The following is a 20,117-nucleotide window of genomic DNA, read 5'->3' on the forward strand; positions in this document are numbered from 1 at the left end:
TTTCTTGAACTCTGCTGTAAAGGTACGTCGTTGTTTAGGCATGTAGATGATCCGCTCCTTATGAAGATATGTTTATTCTACAAGCCCTTATTTTTGTTGTCCAACTAAGTGTAGCCGATCCAGAGATCATTGCTGGTGGTGGATGGGCCTCTCATAAGACGCCTACTAACGTTGCGTTTCGAAAATTTGCAAGGATAGGTGGGGGAATAGATTTAACTAGTTACAGGCAAATAGCTTCAACACATGAACAGAAAATTGCTTTAGGAATTTATAGAGAAGCATTCAGTTCAAATAGTATTTTTTATAAATTTTTGAGTTGTTTTAAAATCATCAATATGACTTATAAGACGGGGAAAGAACAAAAAGACTGGATAAATAATAATATAGAGAAACTCATTAAAAGTAAAAGTAAGATTGAACAGTTGAAGCAGGAAGGCATCACTAACTTGGGAGAACATTTTTATCATTCCGGGAGATGTGCTATAGCACATTCTAATATCATTAGCGGCGAACCCATTGCAGATGCTGACAATCATGAAGATAACTTTAGGATTGGAAGAGAGATTGAGGTTATCAAAGAATTAGCGGAAATAATTATGAGTGATGAACTAATGATACCGACTAGTGGACAACTAATTAAGTATTATTAAGCGTATCCATGGAGTCACGGTACAGCACATAACATAATATTCACGTATCATACGCCCTCGGCCCGGCAGAGGGATTTCAGGGAAGCAGAAGCAGCCGGATATACCTGGCATACGCCAGGCGTCGTGAATACGGGAACGTTATGTGACACAAGAGCAAAGTAAATTATTGAGAGGGAATTCGATGATGCAAAACAGAAAAAATTATCTTAATGAAATGTTAAATGATCGTGGAAATGTAATCCGATTTATTAGTATTACTATATTATTATCTTTTGGACTTAATGTTATTGCTGGGAGTATAACCTTAACCAGTGGTTTTAATGCACAGACGGGTTTTTGGCTTGGAGGTGCTGTTTCATTACTTGTTCTTTGCTACCTTATTCGGTTCGTATTGAAGAGTTTGAGAAAGATTATAACTATTGAAAGTTTTATCATTCATGATAATAACGAAAATTCGCTTCTTGATATTGATAGGTACAAGTTTTCAAGAAAAATCAATGAATATTTAGTAGCTGCAATGTCAGAAGATAAAGATATTAAAGCAATTTGGGATCGAGAACCGATAGGGTGTTTCCATACAGTTGGTGATTGGATACATGGAAGAATAAGTAAGTCTAGAATTGTGATTGAAGAGCTTGTTGAATATTTTATTATCGAAGAATTATCAACTCACCTCACAGATTATTTTAATGATGACAGATATAATGAGAAAAATCTTCAAAAGATAGGGCGAAATGAGATTCCTGAAGTACTTTTCCAGAACAGATTTCTAAATTTATTTTCAAAGCCTATGGAAGAGAGGGCTTCATTTGAAATTAAAAAAAACAAGGTAGAAGAACCACCGAAAGAATATATTGTGAATGGCAAGAAGGTAGTTCTCAAGGTGGGTGAAACAGTTTTTGCATATGGTAAGGATGGGGCAAGATTTAATCGATTTGATTTAGTTTTACCTAGAAATAGTAAAGTAAAAAGAATTGATAAAAATACAATTCGATTAACAACTGATAGATTTGATATTGATATTTTTGTCAACTTTGAGGAGGAAAATTACTATCCTCCAGATGGATTCATTGAGCATTATTTATGCCCTGGGATAGACAGAACTGACAGTTTCTTTCGGTTTAAAGGATATAAAATTAATATTGAATTGCAAATTAAATTTAAAATTCTAAAATTTCTATTTAACGGAAAGTGGGAATTCTTTTACTGGCTGGATTCTTATTTAGATAAGATTAATAAGGATATGTCAGCTGATGTATATTTTGAAAGAATAAATTGGGAGTCTACTTATACGATGCTTGAAACAATCAAAAAGAATAAAGATTAATTTGCATTTCATAGAAGGCTATTGCGTCACATAACAACATATTCACACTTCAGGGCATTCGCCCCTCGGTCCGGCCGAAGTCAGATGTGGATTCAGGGATGCCATTGGCAGTAGCGGGGAGGATTATTCAGCTCGACACATCCTTCCCCCTAAGATAAGAGCTATCTAAGAGGGAAGGACGTCGTGAATACGGGAACGTTATAAGAAATCCCCATAAAATTAAAGAGGGTGAATTGTTTGGAAGACACTTTAATAGAAGTTGAGACATTGAAGAATATAGTAGTCTCAAAGGCAACAGGTGGTGTTGTCAACGAATTGGAGTATAGAAATCTCCGAAAATCATTACTCGAAAACCAACGAATTAAGAAGTACTTGCCACGGTTTATACATACTTGTCGTACTATTTCTGAATTTTGGGGATATATCAAGCAGGAATCGGATACTTATCAAGGGCGTCGTGATCATTTGAGAGATGAATTTGATGCAGTCCTTACTTTATTAGAGAACGACAATAGTATACCAGCAGATAATATAATTACTGAGACTCTTTCAGGCAAAGTAGATGCACATTATATCCAAGAAGCTTGGACAAAGTCCCTTGAAAGAAGAGAGTCTGATCCAGAAGGTGCAATTACGATTGCAAGAACATTGTTGGAAACTATTTGTAAATTCATAATGGATCAAGAAGGAGTGAAGTACGAGGATAAGTGGGAAATGCCTCAACTTTACAAGGGTGTTCAGTCGGTTTTAAACTTATCCCCCGATAAACATACAGAGGATATATTTAAACAAATATTAGGTGGATGCTCTTCGGTTGTTAATGGGTTAGGTTCCCTAAGAAATAAGCATAGTGATGCACACGGTAGAAGTCATAGAGTACCAAAGCCATCAAAGAGACATGCACAATTAGCTGTTAATCTTGCTGGAGCTATGGCTGACTTTTTATTTTCTTCTTGGGAAGAAAAACCCAAATAAATGAATAGTTGTTTGTATGAATTCCAGGGCTGACGTTGACATCTTATAACATAATATTCAAGCTGCGGCTCCGTTGGAGCCTTGGTCTGCGAGTTGGATTTCGGAGAGGCATATCAGCAAACAACCCCATTGGGGTTCATGAATACAGAAACGTTATAGGAAATATCAGCAAACCATAATGATCTAGAAATTTCAGAGAAGGAATGAACCGATAATATGATGATTTCATACAACGTTGGTTCAAATAAATTCCAATTTAGAGTCGCTAGTATTTTATTACATAATAATAAAGTCCTACTTCAGAGGTAACTGTTTTTCCATTTTCATCCTCGTTCTACTTGCTTTTCTACTTCGTCAACCACTAATTATGGTTTTGAGCCATTAAGCGGCCTTGGTCCTGAATTTCTTTGGACTGAGGCCGTTTTTTTTTGCTTGCAACCGTTCATAATTGTAAAAGTGGAGTAGGTCCTAATGTCTCTTTCAAGCTCCTCAAAGGTAGGATAAGTATCTAAATAATACCTCTCATTTTAAAGTTCCCCAAAACGATTCCATAGGGCTATTATCGATGAAAGCCAGCGAAGTGTATTGATAGCCTCAGTCACTATGAAGCATAGGTTTACTTCCCGAAGCTTCTAGTAAAGCTAATTTCAAGGTCTGGAACACAAGAAGCTTGTTATTTGGAACGCCCGAATACATAGGAGACAATGGATTTGTCATAAAGGGCCAAGAATAGCGCTCTTAAATACGCTTTTTGACCCCTTCAGCTTCATTAACCGGTACACACGTTTAAGGTAAATCTTTTTTTTCGTATGATATCCACCAGCTCGGTAGCGCTTACATTCTTGCGAATTAAAGTTGCAAAAAGCTGTACTAAACTTATTAAATTTAAATAACTATAATCAAATTAAGAAAGGGGTTACATTTTATGAAGGAACGGACACGACGAATATTTGCAAGATTTTTAAGAGTAAGTACGCCATTAACTTTTGAGGATTTGAGCAAAGAATTTCGTATCAGTGAACGTACTTTACGAAACGAATTGGTGCTGATTAATGAATATTTGGCTGAAAATAATTATCCAGTTGTTACTACTTCAAGAGGCGAAGGAATGAAATTGGTTCTGCCTGATAAAGAAACGAAAAAGTTACTGGCGCAAGTCGGTGACAATAAGGAAAAGAATTATTATCGACCGGATGAACGTTTTCTTGCCTTGCTGTTGGATATTACAGATACTACAAAAACCACGTTGCTTTATGAAATGGAAGGGAAGTTGCAGGTATCTAAAAGTACGTTGGATGAAGATATGCGTAAACTTCGTCAATATTTAAATCAATATGGGATTTCCGTCGAAAGCTTGACGAAGCAAGGCATTGTATTGCAAGGGGATGAGCGGTCCATACGGTCTATGCTGTTTGAGGTTATTAATAGTATGACAGATATTGATCAACTGATGCGGTATACAGATACCGTAAGTAAATTTGTACTGGATTATTTGGATCGAAAAGTATTGCAAACACTCGGGAAACATTATGATGAATTATTGAAAAAGTCTAATGTGGAGACTAATCATGTGTACCGTAACCAGATCACTTTGTTTGTAGCTATATGGGGAAGACGTGTACAAGAAGGAAATACCGTTAGTGAATTAACAAAGGCACGGGCAGAGATAAAAGAAGGCCCGGTAAGAAATTTTGTGGATTCGATTTGTGCCGATTTTTCATTATATCCTTCGTTAAATGAAATTAAATATATTACATTCACCATTGAATCGTTGAAACCAAAAGATATGAATAGTTCATTTGATTGGGTTGCAGCACAATTGTTAGCGATTCAATTAATAGAACATGTAGAGAAAGTAACGGGGATTCCTTTTTCTCAGGAAGAAGAAGATTTATATGAAGGTTTGTATAAGCATATCACCGGATTGTTAAGTAGAACCAAGAACGATTTACAGGTATTTAATCCATTGAAAGACACGATTAAAGAATCTTATGCAGTAATTTATAACGCAGTAGCCTGCTTCAGCAAGCGAATAGAGGATTATACCAAGAAAGCATTATCGGAAGATGAGATTGGCTTCCTAACCGTGTATTTTTCCACTTCAGCAAGCCGGATGAACCAAGAAGAACAAGATGTTTATCAGGCGGTTGTCGTTTGTAATCATGGAATTTCAACCGGAAAACTATTAGCTTCCAATTTAAAAAGGCAGTTCAATATCGAGATTGTAGCCGTTTTAAGCTCGTATGAATTAGCTTTTATTGACAAGTTGGATGTAGATCTGATCTTTACTTCAATTCCCATTGAGTACCCTAAAAAGCCGATTTTATTACTAAACCCTATTTTAATGGAAAGTGATAAGAAGGAAGTGAAAGCGTTCTTATTTGAACACCAAAATAAAAGAAGAACGATTTCCAATAAATTGGATGCCACGAAGCTTATCCAGGATGTTCTGGCATTGATCGTTGAAAGCGGCGGTACGATCACACAGGAAAGCTATGAGAAAGTAGAAGAAACTTTCAAACAACATCATTTAAAAATTAATACAAGGGAGATACAGCCGATGCTGCAGGATGTTTTAACGGATTCTAACATTTTACTAAATCAGGAAGGGCAAGACTGGAAGGAGGTGATAATGAAGGTTGCAATGCCTCTATTACAAGAGGAGGTCATCGAAGGGCGATATATAACCGCAATGATTAAGTCTGTTGAAGAATTTGGGCCATATATTGTTGTGGGAAAGCATCTAGCGTTAGCACATGCACGGCCAGAAGACGGAGTCAATAAATTAGGCATCAGTGTCATGACGTTGAAGGAGCCAGTTCATTTTGGCCATCCGGATAACGATCCTGTAAAAATTGTCTTTTGCTTAGCTGCAGTAAATTCACATTCGCATATAAGAATTATGAAAAGTCTGGTTGAGTTAATTGACGATACAGAAAAATTAAATAAGTTAATTGTTGCAAAAGATATGAGGGCTTTTAATGAGGCATTACACGGGAATCCCCCAATTCAGGATATACAAAGCGAGCAGAAGATTCAATAAGACAGATTTCAAGATAGGATGAGTAGAAACCAAACGATTTAAATTAAGGGGAGAGCAGTATGAAAAAAGTAAATATCTTATTTGTATGTGGAGCAGGCTTGGGAAGCAGCTTTGCTTGTCAAATGGCGGCTGAGGATGTTCTAAGGAAGCTGGGTGTTGATGCGAAACTGGATCATAGTGATATCTCGTCCGCAGTATCAAATAAGCCGGATATCATTATGACTGCACAAAATTTCCAAACTCAATTTGAGAAATTCTCAATTGATCCCAAACAAACGACAATTATTTATTTGAAAAATATTGTATCCAAACAAGAAATTGAAGAAAAAATCACCCCGGTATTACAGGAAAAGGGCGCTTTGGCTTAATCCATTCTGGAAATAAGGAGGGAGAAAATGGGAGTAGTAAACTTTATTATCCAGAATATCTTGACACAAGCATCAATCACCGTTGCGTTGATTGCCATGTTAGGATTGATTTTGCAAAAGAAGTCATTAGGACAAGTGATTTCAGGTTCGTTAAAGACGTTGTTAGGGTTTATGGTGTTGTCGGCGGGTTCTAGTATTATTGTCAATAGTTTGACTTATTTTGGAAAGATTTTCACAGAAGGGTTCCATATGCAAGGGATTATTCCTTCGATTGAAGCAATTAACGGTCAAGCAATGAATGACTTAGGTTTAGGTCGGGATATTGCATTAACATTTTTGGCTATCTTTGTATTCAATATTTTAATTGCGCGGTTTACGAAATGGAAGTATATCTTTTTAACGGGTCAGGCGATTCTTTGGATGTCAACGATGACAACGGTGTTTGGTTATTTCGCAGGTTTGCGCGGCGCCGCATTGATTTTGGTAGGCGGTTTCATTGGGGGGATTTTTGCCGTAGCTATGCCGGCGATTGCACAACCGTTTGTTCGTAAGATTACGGGTATGGATGAAATTGCTCTGGGACATTTTTGTACGGTTGGATATGTATTTGAAGCGGGTGTAGCGAAACTATTTGGTGAAAAGGGTGAAAACAAAAAATCAGTTGAAGATTTGAAATTACCAACGCAATTAGAGTTTTTACAAGATACGTATTTATCATTGATGGTATTGATGGTTCCGCTTTATATCATTACGGCAGCGTTTGCAGGTCCAGAGTTTGGTTCTACCTTATCGGGAAATACCAACTATATCATGTTTGCGTTTATACAGTCTATTCAATTCGTAGTAGGGGTATATGTCTTATTAGCCGGGGTTCGCTTATTGCTGGGTGAAATTGTTCCGGCATTTAGAGGGATCGCAATGCGCCTGGTTCCAAATGCGGTACCTGCGTTGGATTGTCCAGTACTGTTTCCATATAGCCCTAATGCAGTCATTGTAGGGTTCATCACAACTACGATAGGTTCAATTATTGCCATGTTTGTATTGCCTGTCTTTGGTTGGGCTATGATCTTGCCAGGTATACTAACAAACTTCTTCGCGGGTGGTACTGCCGGGATCTTTGGTAACTTAACGGGTGGACGTCGCGGAGCAATTATTGGAGGTATTGTACATGGCTTCTTCATTACGCTGTTACCGGCACTGTTAGTTACCATTTTCAATAATATGGGATTTGTCAATGCAACAGCGACAGATGTAGATACCGTAACAGCCGCTTTACTATATGCATGGATCATTGGTCCAATTCTAAAAGCATTTTAGGAATTTAAGTGGACCTTTTTAAGAAAGAGGTAGTGGGAGGTTTGCATCATGTTTGGATTTGGTAAGAAGAAGAATAAAGAACCGAAAAAAGAAGCGGCAGCAGAAGTGGTATTAACAGAAGAGCGTAAGGAAGAATTATTACGTACTATTTCCTTGAAGAAGGAAGAAGTAAGTCAAATAGCTGGAGAGGAACAAGCAAAAGTTTATGAAGAGATCGGCTTAGCATTTCATGAGCTTGGTGAAGAGGATGATGCGATCGATGCATTTGAAAAAAGTCTTCAAGCAAAAAAATCAGTTGGAGAAGGTTATAAGACTTTATTAAAACTTTATAACAAGAAACGTGCGGAAGCAGCAAAAGTAAATGATGAAGAATCATTACAGATCTATTTAAAGAAGATGGATCAAATGATGCAGGTTTCTAAAGATGTTACACGTGGTGTGCGATAAGGTAGCAAAATATAAAGAATTCTCAGGAGGGATATGATTTTATGTATATTACATTAAAAGAAGCAGCACTAAGAGCTGAAGAATTAAATTATACTGTCGGTGCATTTAACGCACATAATTTAGAGATGTTACCTGATATGATACGTGCGGCAAAAGAGCAAGGGGCACCCATTATTATTCAAACAAGTATTGATACAGCGAAATATATAGGTCATGAAAATTTCGTTGCCGTATGCAAGTCTATGGCTACAACAGAAATGGTAGATGTAGTGTTGCATTTGGACCATGCAAGAGACTTTGATGATATTAAAGAGGCAATTCACAAAGGATATACATCCGTAATGTTCGATGGTTCTCATTTACCTTTTAAAGAGAATATTATGAAGACAAGAGCGGTAGTAAACTATGCTCATAAACATGGTGTTTCAGTAGAGGGTGAATTAGGAACTATTGGCGGTACTGAAGAAGGGATCCATGTAGATGAAGATAAGAAGAGCTATACAGATCCCAAAGATGCCGTAGATTTTGTTAGAGCAACAGGAGTAGATGCTTTAGCAATCGCAATCGGTACTAATCACGGTCAATATAAATCCAAAACAGAAGTAAATATACCACTATTAAAAGAAATCAATGCGGTAGTCGATGTACCTCTAGTTATCCATGGGGGGACAGGTGTAAACGAAAAGGATATTCATGAATTAATTGATAATGGGATTCGTAAATTCAATGTTGGTACTGAGTTGTTAGTAACATGGACACAAACAGCGAAGGAAACATTTAGAGAAACAAAAGTAAATAAATCATTACGTCATAATATCATCCCATGTAATGAGGCAGTGAAAGAAGTTGTAAAACACAAAATAGGAATCTTTATGAATAAAGAGGGTCATCTCAATACAGTAAAATAATTACAAAAGTGTGTTAGTCTTTTTCATAAGGGATAATGAAGAGCAGAATAATAAGAAGAGTACAAGAATTCCTTGTGCTCTTTTTTAATGAGGTGATAGGGATGGATAGGGTTTTGATCTTATTAGCGGGTTTACCAGGTACAGGAAAAACTTATCTGAGCAATATCTTGATAAATTCTTTAGGTCCATTTCATATGCTTTCTCAGGATAGTCTGAAAGAATACTATTCTGATTTGTATGGTTACAATAATCTGGAAGAAAAGCAAGAGGTAGAGAAGATAGCATGGGTAAAATATTATGAATTAATGGAGAAACAAATGCAAGGAGAAAAAAATATCATATCTGATTATCCTTTTAGTCAGAAGCAAAAACCCAATATTCAGAAATTGGTAGAAGAATATGGTTATAAGGTTCTGACTATTCGATTAATTGGAGATTTAGATATTTTGTTTGAACGACAAAAAAAGCGGGATTTGGATCCGTCAAGGCATTTAAGTCATATTGTAACTTCATATAAAAAAGGGCGGTATTTGGCCGATAGAGGTAAAGCAGATCATTTATTGACTTATGAAGAATTTATAAAAAGATGTACAACAAGAGGATATGACACGTTTAAACTAGGGAAGTTATATGAAGTAGATGTAACAGATTATACAAAAGTGAATTATTCTAAGTTGTTGGAAGATATAAAACTGTGGGATGAAAATGATTGTGCAGAGAATTGAGTAAGTATAGGAAAATTCCTTGGTCTAAAGAATTAATCCTGAATTCGGTCAATATCGAGAATAATGTGAAGAAGATAAGAAGTGAATTGCCAAATTGTATGAATACAATAGATATATATACTGATGGTTACTACTTGAGGTTTCAACGGATTTTCTGAGGAATCAATTCATTATGGTGATGGTCGAAAAAAAGGGATACAAGCTCAATACGATCAATAACCGGATCAAAGCCATAAAACGACTCTTTCAGTTCCTATCGGACGAGGGCTGGATTGCGCATAATCCTGCTGAGCATTTGAAGTTGCGCAAAGGCCACCGGCCAACGATAGCTTCATTCTCAGAGGATCAGGTTATTGCACTGCTTCAGCAACCTGATCAGCAGACCTTCACCGGCTTCCGTGATTTCGTCATGCTGTCCTTGGTTTTGGATTGTGGTCTGCGAGTTGGTGAACTGACCAAGCTTAAAATGAACCAGGTCGATGTGAAGGAAAGCCAGTTGCTCGGGGTCATCGGGAAGAGTCGGAAGCCGCGGGATATTCCATTTTGTGACGATGTCCGCAAGTTGCTGATTCGGTATATCAAAGCCAGAGGAGAAGTACCGTCATCGCACTTTTTCGTCACATTGGATGGCCATTCGCTAGGGGTACGATCTGTTCAAGCCGCTATTCGAAAGTATGGGGAAGCGGCGGGGATTAAGGACGTACGCTCCAGCCCGCATACCTTCCGGCATACCTTTGCCAAGCTGTATATTATGAATGAAGGCGATCCCTACAGCCTGCAGGATATTTTGGGCCATACCTCGCAGGACATGGTCAAAGAATACGTGAATCTGTGGCGGCCGGAGATGAGATTCAAGCATGCGAAATCGTCGTCTATGAGGCGATTGTATAAAGAGAAGTTATTGGATTGAAGAGGGGAAATCGTGTGGGAGGGTATTGATGTATCTTCCCACTTCCATTTTGTGGTAATCCAATTACACTTGAAATAGGAGGACGAAGACGAGTTGAAACAGGCTGGCCGGACTGAAGTCCATTCGTTTACGGAATCCTGCTTGCCGAAGATATTTCATGACGTTCAGTTCTTGAAAACCAGACTTTACTTCGTTAGTAGTTGATCTAGATTGGGCTGATGGTCTATCATAATAGGTGACACCACTGAAATATATCGATTTGGTTCAAAGTTTGAAAACCATTTAAACGATAATTACAATTCCAATTAAATAATGTATTTTATCGGAGATTAGATTGAAGATTCCAATTTCGAGACGTTCACTGATCACAAAAAAACGGAAGTGGTGCTAATGAAAATATTGATAATTGAGGATAACGATGTCATCAGAGACGAACTGGCTCTGTTTTTGAAAAAATATGATTACGAGGTTGCGGCACTGACCCAATTCGATAGGGTAATGGAAGACATCGAACGCGAAAGGCCCGATCTGATCTTGCTCGATATTAACCTGCCTATGTTCGACGGATTTCATATCTGCAGAGAAATCAGAAAAAAATCAGATACCCCAATTATTATCGTCACAAGCCGCGACAGCGAGGTGGATGAATTGATGAGCATGAACCTGGGGGCCGACGATTTTGTTGCAAAGCCCTACAATACACAAATCTTGCTGGCCCGGATTGCGTCAATTTTGAAGCGGACTCGCGGATTATCGGTCAAGGCGTAAGACAGCCTTGCATACGGAGAGCTTAAGCTGAACTTGTTGAGCGGGACGATTGTCCATAAAGACAAAGAGCTCGAATTGACCAAAAATGAATTGAAAATCCTCTCTTATATGATCAGGAAGCAAGGGAGCATCGTATCTCGCGAAGATCTGATCGATTATTTGTGGAGCTCGAACCTTTTTTTGGACGACAATAATTTGTCGGTGAATGTCGTCCGGCTTCGGAAGAAACTCGAGGAAATCGGCATGCAGAACAGCATCGAGACGCGGCGCGGGCTCGGGTATATTTTGCCATGAGAATCGTGGATTATATCAAGGATAGATTGCTGTTCCTGATTATGAACATCCTCATCTTTGTTGTGCTGTGCTGGATGTTGATGCTTTTCCGGGTAGGTAGCGGACTGATAGCGGTGATCGGCTGCATATTGGATTTCGAAGAGGCTGGAGCAGGCAGACGAGGGAGTTCATGAATACAGAAACGTTAGGCGAAATATTGTGATCATACAATGAAGTTCGGGGAGAGCCATGAAGATATTCTTAAAAAAAACAGATGAAAATAGACTTGATGTACTGTCAGTAGATATGAAGTGTTTGTTGAAGACGAGTTTTTTTAAATCATTAATCTGTCCAGGAAAGTATCTTATGTTCACTTGTACTTGCGGTATATTTGGTTGTGGGGGATACTATGGTGAAGTCAGTCATGAGGATGATAGATTGTTTTGGTTAACTGAGCAATCGCCTTTTAAGGAACAATTCGTTAAGACTTCTAATAAATTTGCTTTCTCCTGGAACCAAATAGTCGATTTCTTAGAAGAATTAATACATAAATTTGATGATCTAAAGAGCATAATGATTACGCACGGCTTGAACTTTCAATATGATGTAGAAAGATATAGAGGAATAATTAAAGAGATAAAAGAGCGAGCAAATCAGAATAATAATAATTAAAGCAGGTTTAAAGAAGTTACAATGATTTCATTCAACGCTAAGGGCCGAGGCAAGTCGATCCGGGTCCCGGAAGCATTAGGCGAGGAAGTGACTGCTGGGACAACTTTGCACTGACTAAGAGCATCGCGCCCAGGCCTTCGGCCTTTAAGTCGGTGAGGGTTCGTGAATGCAGGAACGTTATGAGACATCATTGTGATATAATCATTGCAAAACGGATCAGGGCGGGAGAGACAAAATCCATGGATAACTTTACGAGTAAGCGGATTAATAAAATCATGGAAAAATATATACAAAATGCAGTACCAGAACATGTGAAAAACCAGATTAAAATCAGTTATAAGATCAGAGGAAATCATGTGACATTAATTGAAGAAAGACAAGGATTCAAAAGTGATCAATGGGTGCAGTTACCTGTAGCTCAGTTCAGATTAGATGAAAACGAATGGAAAATATATTGGCAAGACAGCAAGGGGAAATGGCATTTCATAGATGATATAGAACCGGATGAAGATTTTGAAAAACAGTTAAAGATCGTGGATGAAGGGCATAACGGACTGTTTTGGGGATGATTCAAAGAGGTCAATGACATCTCATAACATAATATTCAAATCGACCATATTATTTAAGAGGTAAGCACAATGAAGATAATAAGAAATAAAGAAGAACTTGAAGGCACTTGTTATATTGAAATTTTGCCTGGTAGATATCTTGGTCAATGTTGGAATGATACTTCAATCTTTTTGACTGAAGAAGTATTTGGTTTTATAGAGAAATCAATTGAAAGTGAATATACTACTTATGATCACTATGCTTTTAATGAGATTCAAAAGGAAATTTGGTGGAGAATCCTAGGGAGATTAGAAAGAGTAATGAATCTTCTTGAAGGACAACCCGAAATGAATACACTTAAAGAGCATATTGGCTTTTTCTTTGGATGTAGTGAAGATGAATTTATAAAAGACTATGAAAATAACATTGAAGAACTGAGAGAATTAATTAACGAATTTCAAACATGGATTAAAGAGCAGTTGAAATCCCAAAATTATATTTCAGTACTAGGCATTTAGCTAATTCGAGGAAGTTGTCGACATCACATCACATAACATCTTATTCACGCTGCGGAACTTGATGGCTCCTTGGTCCTCCCGAGGAATTTTCGATGGAGTGGATCTAGGCTGATAAACTTGCGAACCTAACCGCGTCGCGGCCGCCTCGTGGGGCTTAAAGTTCTCGGGTTCGTGAATACAAGAACGTTAACTGAAATTCCTGTAAGATAAATAAAATTAAGGGGAATCAACAGTGCCTTACACTAGAGCAGTAATAATTGATCCATATTATGATAAGCCTGAATGGATTACGAACGAAGTTACTCGAGAAGAAGTTATCCCCCTTTCTCCTCAATCAAGTGAGCAAGATGTTGAATTATTTTTGATTCTTCTATTTGGTTACAATCATATCAATATAGAACAATCATTTTGTTTGTCTTTCAATGAATTACTGCAGCAAGAAGAAGTCGCTATTTCAGGAGGGATTGCCTTCTTTGAAGACGAGAGTAAATATATATTACCAAGCTGTTGCTGTGGGTTAGAAGATTTTTCTAATGTTATTTACTCTATTTCAAATAAACAAAGTCCATGGATGGGACATGATCCTACCCCAGGTATTACATATATCGGTGATCAAGCATATGTTTGGCCAGATGGTCAAGAAACACTCGATAGTAATGTTTATTTCCCTATACAATATTCATATAAAGAACTAATAGACAGTCTAGATAAAACACGAAAAGAAATACAGGAATTTATTGAGGGCCCATTATATAAATGGATTAACAAGAGAGACAAAGAGATTGCTGGCACTATGAGAGACCGGATGAAACAATGGATTATGAAATAAGAAAGTTATGGAAGTATTTCGAAGAAGACGGGAACTCCAGTTAACATTGTATCTACGCTGCGGACTTTGCCCTTAGTTCATCAGAAGTTGTAAGCGAAGAAGCTGAATCAGTGAACAATCCTGCGAGGCTAAGTCCGTTGGATCCAGTTGCGTTGCTCCCTTAAGCCTCTCAGGTTCGTAGATACAAGAACGTTATTTGATAGAAATGATGGACAACAAATAGAATTAAGGAAAAATGCAAGAAAGTAGATAAGAACGCTTGTGCGCAGATGTAAATACAGGTAAAATATAGCTACAATTGAATCTTGGGTGGGTATGGGTTCCCTTCGAAAGGAGGTGAAACCCATGGAAGTGAAAGATGCGATGACTCTGATGCTATTATTTGGAACATTCATTCTTGCACTTTTAACGTATATTAATAACAACAAGAGAAAGTAAAAACCCACCCCAAGGTTAACGGCCAAAGGTGGGTTTCTATTCCATTGACTTTAGAAGGGATAAACCATCCAAGCCAATTGTACTGACCAAGTGTTGACGCACTTGGTCTTTCTTTAAGGATATGATAACACATGAGAAAAGATGAATCAAAGCAAAAAATAGATAAACGAAGTGAAAAAGCAGGCTAGCAAGCAACCTCGAAGAAGCATTTCCATCATATAACATCATATTCAAGCTGCGTCTCCGTTGGAGCCTTGGTCTGCAGATGGATTTCGGAAATGAGCAAAAGCAGCCCATCCTCTGACGAGGAACGAGCTGCTTATTACTTTTCTATCTCTTTTTCCATTTTGGAGTACCTATTCCCTCAAAATTGAGGTTTTACAGGGCTATCATTCAAGTACTGGAAATTGCAAATATGGTATTAGGTTCTCGTTTTAACGGCTAATCCACTAAACGATACAGGTCCAACAACATCGGCTCTTGTATTTGCAGTAAGGTTTTCTGCTGTGACTGTGTAAACATGGGCACCGGCTTTTACATTTCTATCTTCCGCCTGGAACGTAACTGCATAATTTTGTTCAGAACCAACAGATTCGATACCTTGTTGGGTGTTGAAAATCTCTCTTCCATCGCGGAAGATTCTAAAGAGTATTTGTGCAATGCCAGTGACACCTCGAACACCCACAGTTGCTACTAAATCTACCCGATTAGGTTGAGAATTGACTGGAATCCGTAAAGTGATTGTTGCCAGGAGAGATCTTGCTGGTGAACGTCGGATAATAAATGAGTTTGCTAAGTTGAATCTACGGCGCGGCTGTACAGCAGCCTTATCGAGAATACGTACCAAAATATTCACTCCTCTTGTTTGATATCTCCAAGATATGTTGGATACAAAGAGAATGATTGGGCAATTATGTAAGATGCTTTGATTTGAATCAAATACATTATGAACAATGGTAAAGAGCAAATTACAGGTGGTGGTGAATAATTGTAAGGGGACGTACAAGAAATCCTAACCTACTACGTATTTCATAACTGTAACGTTACTAAATAATTATAATCCACCAGGAGCGCTTCAGCAGACATAGAATGACGTTAGTGGGAAACGATAGTTAAAAAAGTGATTTTGTATTTCAATGAAGGTGCTGACATCCTATAACATAAAATATTTTTCTTGAGGTAATATGAAGATAGACATTCAAAGGGAAATAGATTAAAACAACAGGAGGAAACTAACATGACAAATAGAGATAAAATGAATCCTAAGGTTGATGTATATTTAAGTAAAGTCAGAAAGTGGCAGGAAGAAATGGAGAAACTGAGAGTGATCATTCTTGACTGTCAGCTGACTGAAGAATTGAAGTGGGGTAAACCTTGTTACACATTTCAGGAAAGTAACATAGTTATAATACAAGGATTTAAAGAACACTGTGCGCTTATGTTTTTCAAAGGTGCCTTGTTAAATGATCCCAATGGTATTCTAATCAAACCTGGGGAGGATACGCAGGCGGGGCGCCAGATTCGGTTCACCCATGTTGGAGAAATCGTTGAGATGGAAACCATCTTGAAAGCCTATATTGTTGAAGCCGTTGGAGTGGAAAAAGCCGGTTTAAAAGTGGATTTTAAAAAGAGTACAGAACTCATCATTCCTGAAGAATTTCAAGCTAAATTAGATGAAAATCCTGCCTTGAAAACTGCTTTTGATGCATTGACGCCGGGACGGCAAAGAGCATACGTTATGTATTTTTCTGCACCCAAACAATCCAAAACTCGGGAGTCAAGGGTTGAAAAATGTATGCAGGACATTCTCAATGGAAAGGGATTAAATGATCGGTAAATTCGATAAGAAATAAAGAATTGAATTAATAACTATAGTTGAGATCACAAGCCTGCGTTTTCGTACGAAAAAGGTAATATTAGAAAAATAAATCCCCCTAACCCCTCTTTCATTTTTCAAAGCAGAAAAAATCAAATTTATAACTAATAGTGAATACCTATTATTGGGTAAATGAATGAAAAATATTTTTTGAACTCTCTCTGCTTTTAGCTCAAGTTGATTTTTTTGACTTTTGAACAAAGCAAATATACTGCCGTAAGCCTAATCGCCTAGGACAGTGTATTTGTTTTTAGTACCTGTATATCCGTTGAAAACTTATTCTTCCCCGGTTGCCACCGGATTTTCCTCGTAACTGATCCAGTCGCTCCAGCTTCCCGGATATAAACGCACCTTACTAAACCCAGCTTCATTCAGGGCCAGTACATTGGGACAGGCGGATACGCCGGAACCGCAATACACGATAATTTCTGCATTTGGGTCAAGGTCGGCAAAGTGTTCTTGCAATTGTTCCGCATTTTTAAAGCTGCCTTTTTCGTCCAATGCTTCTTTCCAAAAGAAATTCACCGCACTGGGGATATGCCCCGCTGCTCTATCAATGGGCTCCTCCAGCCCCAGATAGCGCGGACGCTCACGCGAGTCGATCAATATATGAGAGCCTGCGGGAACGGAGCCTGCGGACACACGTTGCACCTCTTGCATACTTGTGAGCATTTGCGCCTGCGCATTCGGCGTGAATGTGCTTGGAATGCGAATCGGTTGATCTGCCGTAACGGGGAACTTCGCTTCCTTCCAAGCGCTGTAGCCTTCTTCCAGTACATATACCTGCTCATGGCCGAGATAGCGCAGGAGCCACCAGAAGCGGGAAGCCATCATACCGCCTTGGTCATCGTAAGCGATGATGCGTGAAGTTGCGTTGATTCCGGCACGACTCAGACGTGCGGCAAGTGTATCCACATCAGGTAATGGATGGCGACCACCATGCTCGCCAAGAGGAGCGGTAAGGTCTTCTTCCAAATCGAAGTGAATCGCCCCTGGAATATGGTCTTCATTAAATTGAGTCCGTCCAGCCCCGACTTGTCCGAGCAGGGAACGGCAGTCGGCAATGATAATGTCCGGCTCATACAAGCGAGCCAGCAGCCAGCGTTTGGATACGATGGATTTCATAGAGGATTCCGCCTTTCTTTTTTCAGTAATGTATAAGGGTTTCCGCAAAATCCTTACATTTATAAATTGAGTATGGTTTATGAATGTGGGGTAAATAAGCTAAGAACTGGCCTTAAGGGGGTGCTCCGTGTTGGACAGTTCACTTTGGTGGACGACTGGCTTTTTAAAATCCGTTCCGTATCGGATAAAAATCCATACCCCCAGCAGGATGAAGAAGCCTGCACCAAATTGCAGCGCTGATAGTCTTTCTCCCAGCAGCACCCAAGCTAGCAGGGAAGAAATAACGGGCTCGCCGAGTACCGCCATCGACACCGCGGTGGCGTTAATGTATTTGAGCAGCCAGTTAAACAGGTAATGTCCGAACAGTGTAGGCACAATCGCAAGCAACAGGAACAGTCCCCATTCCCGTGGTGCATAGCCAGTAAAAGGAATGGCATTGACCACATTATACAGCGCAAGTGATGTGGCTGCGATGATGAAAACCCAAAAATTATACACAAAAGCGCTTAAATGATCACGCAGATGCTTGCCCATCAGCATATGAATGGAAACAGCTACCATGCCTAAAAAGGAAAGAGCATCTCCGAGCAGAGCTTGCCCCGAGACGTGAAAATCTCCGGCCCCGATGGCCAGTGAGCCGACAAAGGCCAGCCCCATTCCCATGAGCATCGCTCGATTCGTGCCTGTCCGGAAAAACAAAAAAGAACCGAGCATGACAAGGATCGGCTCCAATGTCATAATAACGGTAGAGCTTGCAACGGTGGTCAGTCGCAGTGAGCCCATCCAGAGCAAGAAATGCAGTCCTAACGCGACACCGGACCAGAGGATCAGTATCCACTGCTTGCGGGTGAGGCTGAATAGCTCGGTGCGGTATTTCCAGACCAATGGCAGCATGACGAGATTGGTCAGGTACAAACGGTACATAGCGATGACGGACACCTCGGCTTCAGACCATCTGACGAAGATCGAAGAGAACGAAATGGCGATAATACCTACGATGTACAGTAATTCAAAAGAAAACGACGGTTTGTGTGCTTGATTCATTTGTGGCAGCTCCATCCGTATGGAGGAAAATAAATACGTCTATGTTCCTTCCAACGGTATCTCGAAAATTAGGCTTAATACAGCCCATTATACCGTACCTGACATCTGCGTGGTATGAGGATTTTGCAAACACCTGAGAATTTAAAAAAACAGGAGCAGGAGAAGGACATTAAAATGCAGGAGACTAAGTGTGCTGTAGCGTAGAACTTTTGCCGAACAAACTCGTCTATCATAATGGAGGTGGATTTTATGAAAAAAAACAACACATTTTCAATCATACTATTGACTGTAGTGGCAGTGTTGGCCCTGTCAGCCTGTGGAACGAAACCGCAAACCAATAACACCGCACCTCAAGGGGCAAACCAACCGCAAACGCAACAGCCACAAGTGAAACCGGAAACGGACGCTGAGCCGGAGGTCAAACAAGGCACAGGCGTATACAACGGAGCCGCTGATCCGCATACGGTTGAAATCGAAGTCAATGGCGAAGCCCAATCCTTCCAACTGGGGGACGGACTGGACAAGGTAGTGGCCGGACTTGAGGAAGGCGATTCAGTATCGTTTGAATATAGCGAAAAGGCTGTTGAGGGGGACGCGACCGCGAAGCAGCTCATTTTAACGAAAATACAAAAAACAGAAGCTGCAACAGGCAGCAAGGAAAACGGAAGTTCCAGTCAAGCAGTAGGCGGGGAACGCTCGAAAACGCAAGCCTTTGAGCTTACTCTTGAAGGGAAAAAGGAAACGCAGACGGCTACATTGGCACAAGGAGAGGGCTATTCGCTATATGTGTTTGATCCGATGTCTCTGTTTCCCGACCAAAACCGCGTAGCCTTGGCGGTAGATGATCATTATTACGCTGAGATTACGAAGCTGCCTTCGGATTTTAACCTGGATGAGCTTCAAAATGAAGGCGAGAAGGATCTGGCATCCATAGGCAAGGTGCAAAAGCTGGACAAAGCAGCAGTGCCTCAAGAGCTGTCCAGCAGCCGTCTGTTCTTGCAAGCGAGCGGTTCGAAGATCACACAACAATATATTGTTGTGGAAAATACAACGGGTGCTTTCATCGTGAAAGTGAACATTCCCCAAGGCGAACCTGCTGAAGGCTTTGAATCCTTCATTTATACATCGCTGGAGAGCTTACAAGCTAATAAATAACCCTGTTTTGATGTTGGGCGGTCGCTGGCTTACAATAATGAATCAAAGGCAGTCAAACTGCTGAAACTTGTTATTTTAGATACTAGCTTAGCACTCTGAAGATCTATTCTGTAATTGCGAGACCTGCACTTTTGTGCTATAAAGGATGAGAGAATAAGATCATTCCGGCTTGCGAAGTCGTATGAAGTGATAAAGGAGTT

General features: G+C 39.4%; 21 protein-coding genes and 2 pseudogenes. 19 read left to right on the forward strand and 4 right to left on the reverse strand.

From position 1 onward, the window contains the following. The first annotated feature begins 68 nt into the window (after nucleotides 1–68). The 10 genes from mauJ to BAZ21_RS14120 all read left to right on the forward strand — a co-directional run bounded on the left by mauJ (nucleotide 69) and on the right by BAZ21_RS14120 (nucleotide 10,670). On the forward strand, nucleotides 69–650 hold the full coding sequence (gene mauJ / locus BAZ21_RS14075; protein ID WP_068501686.1) for a methylamine utilization protein MauJ: 582 nt from the start codon (nucleotides 69–71) through the stop codon (nucleotides 648–650). A gap of 181 nt (nucleotides 651–831) precedes the next feature. Beyond that, on the forward strand, nucleotides 832–1,977 hold the full coding sequence (locus BAZ21_RS14080; protein WP_068501691.1) for a hypothetical protein: 1,146 nt from the start codon (nucleotides 832–834) through the stop codon (nucleotides 1,975–1,977). Between the two features lie 237 nt (nucleotides 1,978–2,214). Beyond that, nucleotides 2,215–2,952, forward strand: a complete 738-nt coding sequence (locus tag BAZ21_RS14085; protein WP_068501695.1) for an abortive infection family protein — start codon at nucleotides 2,215–2,217, stop codon at nucleotides 2,950–2,952. A 925-nt stretch (nucleotides 2,953–3,877) separates the two neighbouring features. Continuing rightward, on the forward strand, nucleotides 3,878–5,995 hold the full coding sequence (locus tag BAZ21_RS14090) for a BglG family transcription antiterminator (RefSeq protein WP_068501699.1): 2,118 nt from the start codon (nucleotides 3,878–3,880) through the stop codon (nucleotides 5,993–5,995). Nucleotides 5,996–6,054: 59 nt separating this feature from the next. Next, nucleotides 6,055–6,363 carry a PTS sugar transporter subunit IIB gene (locus tag BAZ21_RS14095; RefSeq protein WP_068501702.1) on the forward strand — a complete coding sequence of 103 codons (309 nt, stop codon included), beginning with the start codon at nucleotides 6,055–6,057 and terminating at the stop codon, nucleotides 6,361–6,363. Between the two features lie 27 nt (nucleotides 6,364–6,390). Beyond that, nucleotides 6,391–7,680, forward strand: coding sequence for a PTS sugar transporter subunit IIC (locus tag BAZ21_RS14100; RefSeq protein WP_068501703.1), 1,290 nt, complete (start codon nucleotides 6,391–6,393; stop codon nucleotides 7,678–7,680). A 48-nt stretch (nucleotides 7,681–7,728) separates the two neighbouring features. Further along, on the forward strand, nucleotides 7,729–8,127 hold the full coding sequence (locus tag BAZ21_RS14105; protein ID WP_068501706.1) for a hypothetical protein: 399 nt from the start codon (nucleotides 7,729–7,731) through the stop codon (nucleotides 8,125–8,127). 41 nt (nucleotides 8,128–8,168) lie between these two features. Continuing rightward, nucleotides 8,169–9,035, forward strand: a complete 867-nt coding sequence (locus BAZ21_RS14110; protein WP_068501709.1) for a class II fructose-bisphosphate aldolase — start codon at nucleotides 8,169–8,171, stop codon at nucleotides 9,033–9,035. Nucleotides 9,036–9,148: 113 nt separating this feature from the next. Further along, a complete protein-coding gene (locus tag BAZ21_RS14115; protein ID WP_256021060.1) occupies nucleotides 9,149–9,760 on the forward strand; it encodes an AAA family ATPase in 612 nt (203 codons plus the stop codon). Between the two features lie 172 nt (nucleotides 9,761–9,932). Then, the gene (locus BAZ21_RS14120; protein ID WP_084011650.1) at nucleotides 9,933–10,670 is read left to right on the forward strand and encodes a tyrosine-type recombinase/integrase; all 738 of its coding nucleotides are present in this window, start codon (nucleotides 9,933–9,935) and stop codon (nucleotides 10,668–10,670) included. A gap of 72 nt (nucleotides 10,671–10,742) precedes the next feature. On the opposite strand, the pseudogene BAZ21_RS30390 reads toward BAZ21_RS14120, so the two are convergent. Beyond that, nucleotides 10,743–10,900, reverse strand: a pseudogene (locus BAZ21_RS30390) (IS4 family transposase); the annotation flags it as partial. A 160-nt stretch (nucleotides 10,901–11,060) separates the two neighbouring features. Between BAZ21_RS30390 and BAZ21_RS14125 the strand changes: the two are divergent. The 7 genes and pseudogenes from BAZ21_RS14125 (at nucleotide 11,061) to comI (ending at nucleotide 14,717) form a co-directional block, all read left to right on the forward strand. Next, nucleotides 11,061–11,732, forward strand: a pseudogene (locus BAZ21_RS14125) (response regulator transcription factor). Continuing rightward, nucleotides 11,729–11,905 carry a hypothetical protein gene (locus BAZ21_RS29005; protein WP_176718152.1) on the forward strand — a complete coding sequence of 59 codons (177 nt, stop codon included), beginning with the start codon at nucleotides 11,729–11,731 and terminating at the stop codon, nucleotides 11,903–11,905. The pseudogene BAZ21_RS14125 and the gene BAZ21_RS29005 overlap by 4 nt, the downstream one beginning before the upstream one ends. A gap of 55 nt (nucleotides 11,906–11,960) precedes the next feature. Next, a complete protein-coding gene (locus BAZ21_RS14130) occupies nucleotides 11,961–12,383 on the forward strand; it encodes a hypothetical protein (RefSeq protein WP_068501716.1) in 423 nt (140 codons plus the stop codon). Nucleotides 12,384–12,622: 239 nt separating this feature from the next. Further along, the gene (locus tag BAZ21_RS29665; RefSeq protein ID WP_256021063.1) at nucleotides 12,623–12,952 is read left to right on the forward strand and encodes a DUF3024 domain-containing protein; all 330 of its coding nucleotides are present in this window, start codon (nucleotides 12,623–12,625) and stop codon (nucleotides 12,950–12,952) included. 69 nt (nucleotides 12,953–13,021) lie between these two features. Continuing rightward, complete coding sequence (locus BAZ21_RS14140; RefSeq protein ID WP_068501719.1) at nucleotides 13,022–13,450, forward strand: hypothetical protein; 429 nt, start codon at nucleotides 13,022–13,024, stop codon at nucleotides 13,448–13,450. A 232-nt stretch (nucleotides 13,451–13,682) separates the two neighbouring features. After that, nucleotides 13,683–14,279, forward strand: a complete 597-nt coding sequence (locus BAZ21_RS14145; protein ID WP_068501722.1) for a hypothetical protein — start codon at nucleotides 13,683–13,685, stop codon at nucleotides 14,277–14,279. Nucleotides 14,280–14,624: 345 nt separating this feature from the next. Next, the gene (gene comI, locus BAZ21_RS29670; RefSeq protein WP_007431380.1) at nucleotides 14,625–14,717 is read left to right on the forward strand and encodes a competence inhibitor ComI; all 93 of its coding nucleotides are present in this window, start codon (nucleotides 14,625–14,627) and stop codon (nucleotides 14,715–14,717) included. 421 nt (nucleotides 14,718–15,138) lie between these two features. On the opposite strand, the gene BAZ21_RS14150 is transcribed toward comI, so the two are convergent. Next, on the reverse strand, nucleotides 15,139–15,564 hold the full coding sequence (locus BAZ21_RS14150; RefSeq protein ID WP_068501725.1) for an exosporium protein C: 426 nt from the start codon (nucleotides 15,562–15,564) through the stop codon (nucleotides 15,139–15,141). A 390-nt stretch (nucleotides 15,565–15,954) separates the two neighbouring features. Between BAZ21_RS14150 and BAZ21_RS14155 the strand changes: the two genes are divergently transcribed. Beyond that, nucleotides 15,955–16,554 (forward strand): YdeI/OmpD-associated family protein, encoded by a 600-nt coding sequence (locus tag BAZ21_RS14155; RefSeq protein ID WP_068501728.1) that lies wholly within the window; start codon nucleotides 15,955–15,957, stop codon nucleotides 16,552–16,554. A 315-nt stretch (nucleotides 16,555–16,869) separates the two neighbouring features. Here the strand turns inward: BAZ21_RS14155 and BAZ21_RS14160 are convergent, their stop codons facing one another. After that, nucleotides 16,870–17,718 (reverse strand): sulfurtransferase, encoded by an 849-nt coding sequence (locus tag BAZ21_RS14160; protein WP_068501729.1) that lies wholly within the window; start codon nucleotides 17,716–17,718, stop codon nucleotides 16,870–16,872. Between the two features lie 99 nt (nucleotides 17,719–17,817). Then, nucleotides 17,818–18,762 carry a DMT family transporter gene (locus BAZ21_RS14165; RefSeq protein WP_068501732.1) on the reverse strand — a complete coding sequence of 315 codons (945 nt, stop codon included), beginning with the start codon at nucleotides 18,760–18,762 and terminating at the stop codon, nucleotides 17,818–17,820. 249 nt (nucleotides 18,763–19,011) lie between these two features. Here BAZ21_RS14165 and BAZ21_RS14170 point away from each other — a divergent pair, with 249 nt between their 5' ends. Continuing rightward, nucleotides 19,012–19,917: a hypothetical protein gene (locus tag BAZ21_RS14170; RefSeq protein ID WP_068501735.1), complete on the forward strand. Its 906-nt coding sequence runs from the start codon at nucleotides 19,012–19,014 to the stop codon at nucleotides 19,915–19,917. Nucleotides 19,918–20,117: the final 200 nt, after the last annotated feature.

It is taken from the genome of Paenibacillus kribbensis, from assembly GCF_001705305.1.
In the GTDB taxonomy this organism is placed as follows: domain Bacteria; phylum Bacillota; class Bacilli; order Paenibacillales; family Paenibacillaceae; genus Paenibacillus; species Paenibacillus kribbensis_B.

Excerpts from the sequence above, each read along its gene's own strand:
- mauJ (WP_068501686.1), top strand. The coding sequence starts at position 69 with ATGTTTATTCTACAAGCCCTTATTTTTGTTGTCCAACTAAGTGTAGCC.
- BAZ21_RS14080 (WP_068501691.1), top strand. The coding sequence starts at position 832 with ATGATGCAAAACAGAAAAAATTATCTTAATGAAATGTTAAATGATCGT.
- BAZ21_RS14090 (WP_068501699.1), top strand. The coding sequence starts at position 3,878 with ATGAAGGAACGGACACGACGAATATTTGCAAGATTTTTAAGAGTAAGT.
- BAZ21_RS14095 (WP_068501702.1), top strand. The coding sequence starts at position 6,055 with ATGAAAAAAGTAAATATCTTATTTGTATGTGGAGCAGGCTTGGGAAGC.
- BAZ21_RS14100 (WP_068501703.1), top strand. The coding sequence starts at position 6,391 with ATGGGAGTAGTAAACTTTATTATCCAGAATATCTTGACACAAGCATCA.
- BAZ21_RS14105 (WP_068501706.1), top strand. The coding sequence starts at position 7,729 with ATGTTTGGATTTGGTAAGAAGAAGAATAAAGAACCGAAAAAAGAAGCG.
- BAZ21_RS14110 (WP_068501709.1), top strand. The coding sequence starts at position 8,169 with ATGTATATTACATTAAAAGAAGCAGCACTAAGAGCTGAAGAATTAAAT.
- BAZ21_RS14120 (WP_084011650.1), top strand. The coding sequence starts at position 9,933 with ATGGTGATGGTCGAAAAAAAGGGATACAAGCTCAATACGATCAATAAC.
- BAZ21_RS29005 (WP_176718152.1), top strand. The coding sequence starts at position 11,729 with ATGAGAATCGTGGATTATATCAAGGATAGATTGCTGTTCCTGATTATG.
- BAZ21_RS14130 (WP_068501716.1), top strand. The coding sequence starts at position 11,961 with ATGAAGATATTCTTAAAAAAAACAGATGAAAATAGACTTGATGTACTG.
- BAZ21_RS29665 (WP_256021063.1), top strand. The coding sequence starts at position 12,623 with ATGGATAACTTTACGAGTAAGCGGATTAATAAAATCATGGAAAAATAT.
- BAZ21_RS14140 (WP_068501719.1), top strand. The coding sequence starts at position 13,022 with ATGAAGATAATAAGAAATAAAGAAGAACTTGAAGGCACTTGTTATATT.
- comI (WP_007431380.1), top strand. The coding sequence starts at position 14,625 with ATGGAAGTGAAAGATGCGATGACTCTGATGCTATTATTTGGAACATTC.
- BAZ21_RS14155 (WP_068501728.1), top strand. The coding sequence starts at position 15,955 with ATGACAAATAGAGATAAAATGAATCCTAAGGTTGATGTATATTTAAGT.
- BAZ21_RS14160 (WP_068501729.1), bottom strand. The coding sequence starts at position 17,718 with ATGAAATCCATCGTATCCAAACGCTGGCTGCTGGCTCGCTTGTATGAG.
- BAZ21_RS14165 (WP_068501732.1), bottom strand. The coding sequence starts at position 18,762 with ATGAATCAAGCACACAAACCGTCGTTTTCTTTTGAATTACTGTACATC.
- BAZ21_RS14170 (WP_068501735.1), top strand. The coding sequence starts at position 19,012 with ATGAAAAAAAACAACACATTTTCAATCATACTATTGACTGTAGTGGCA.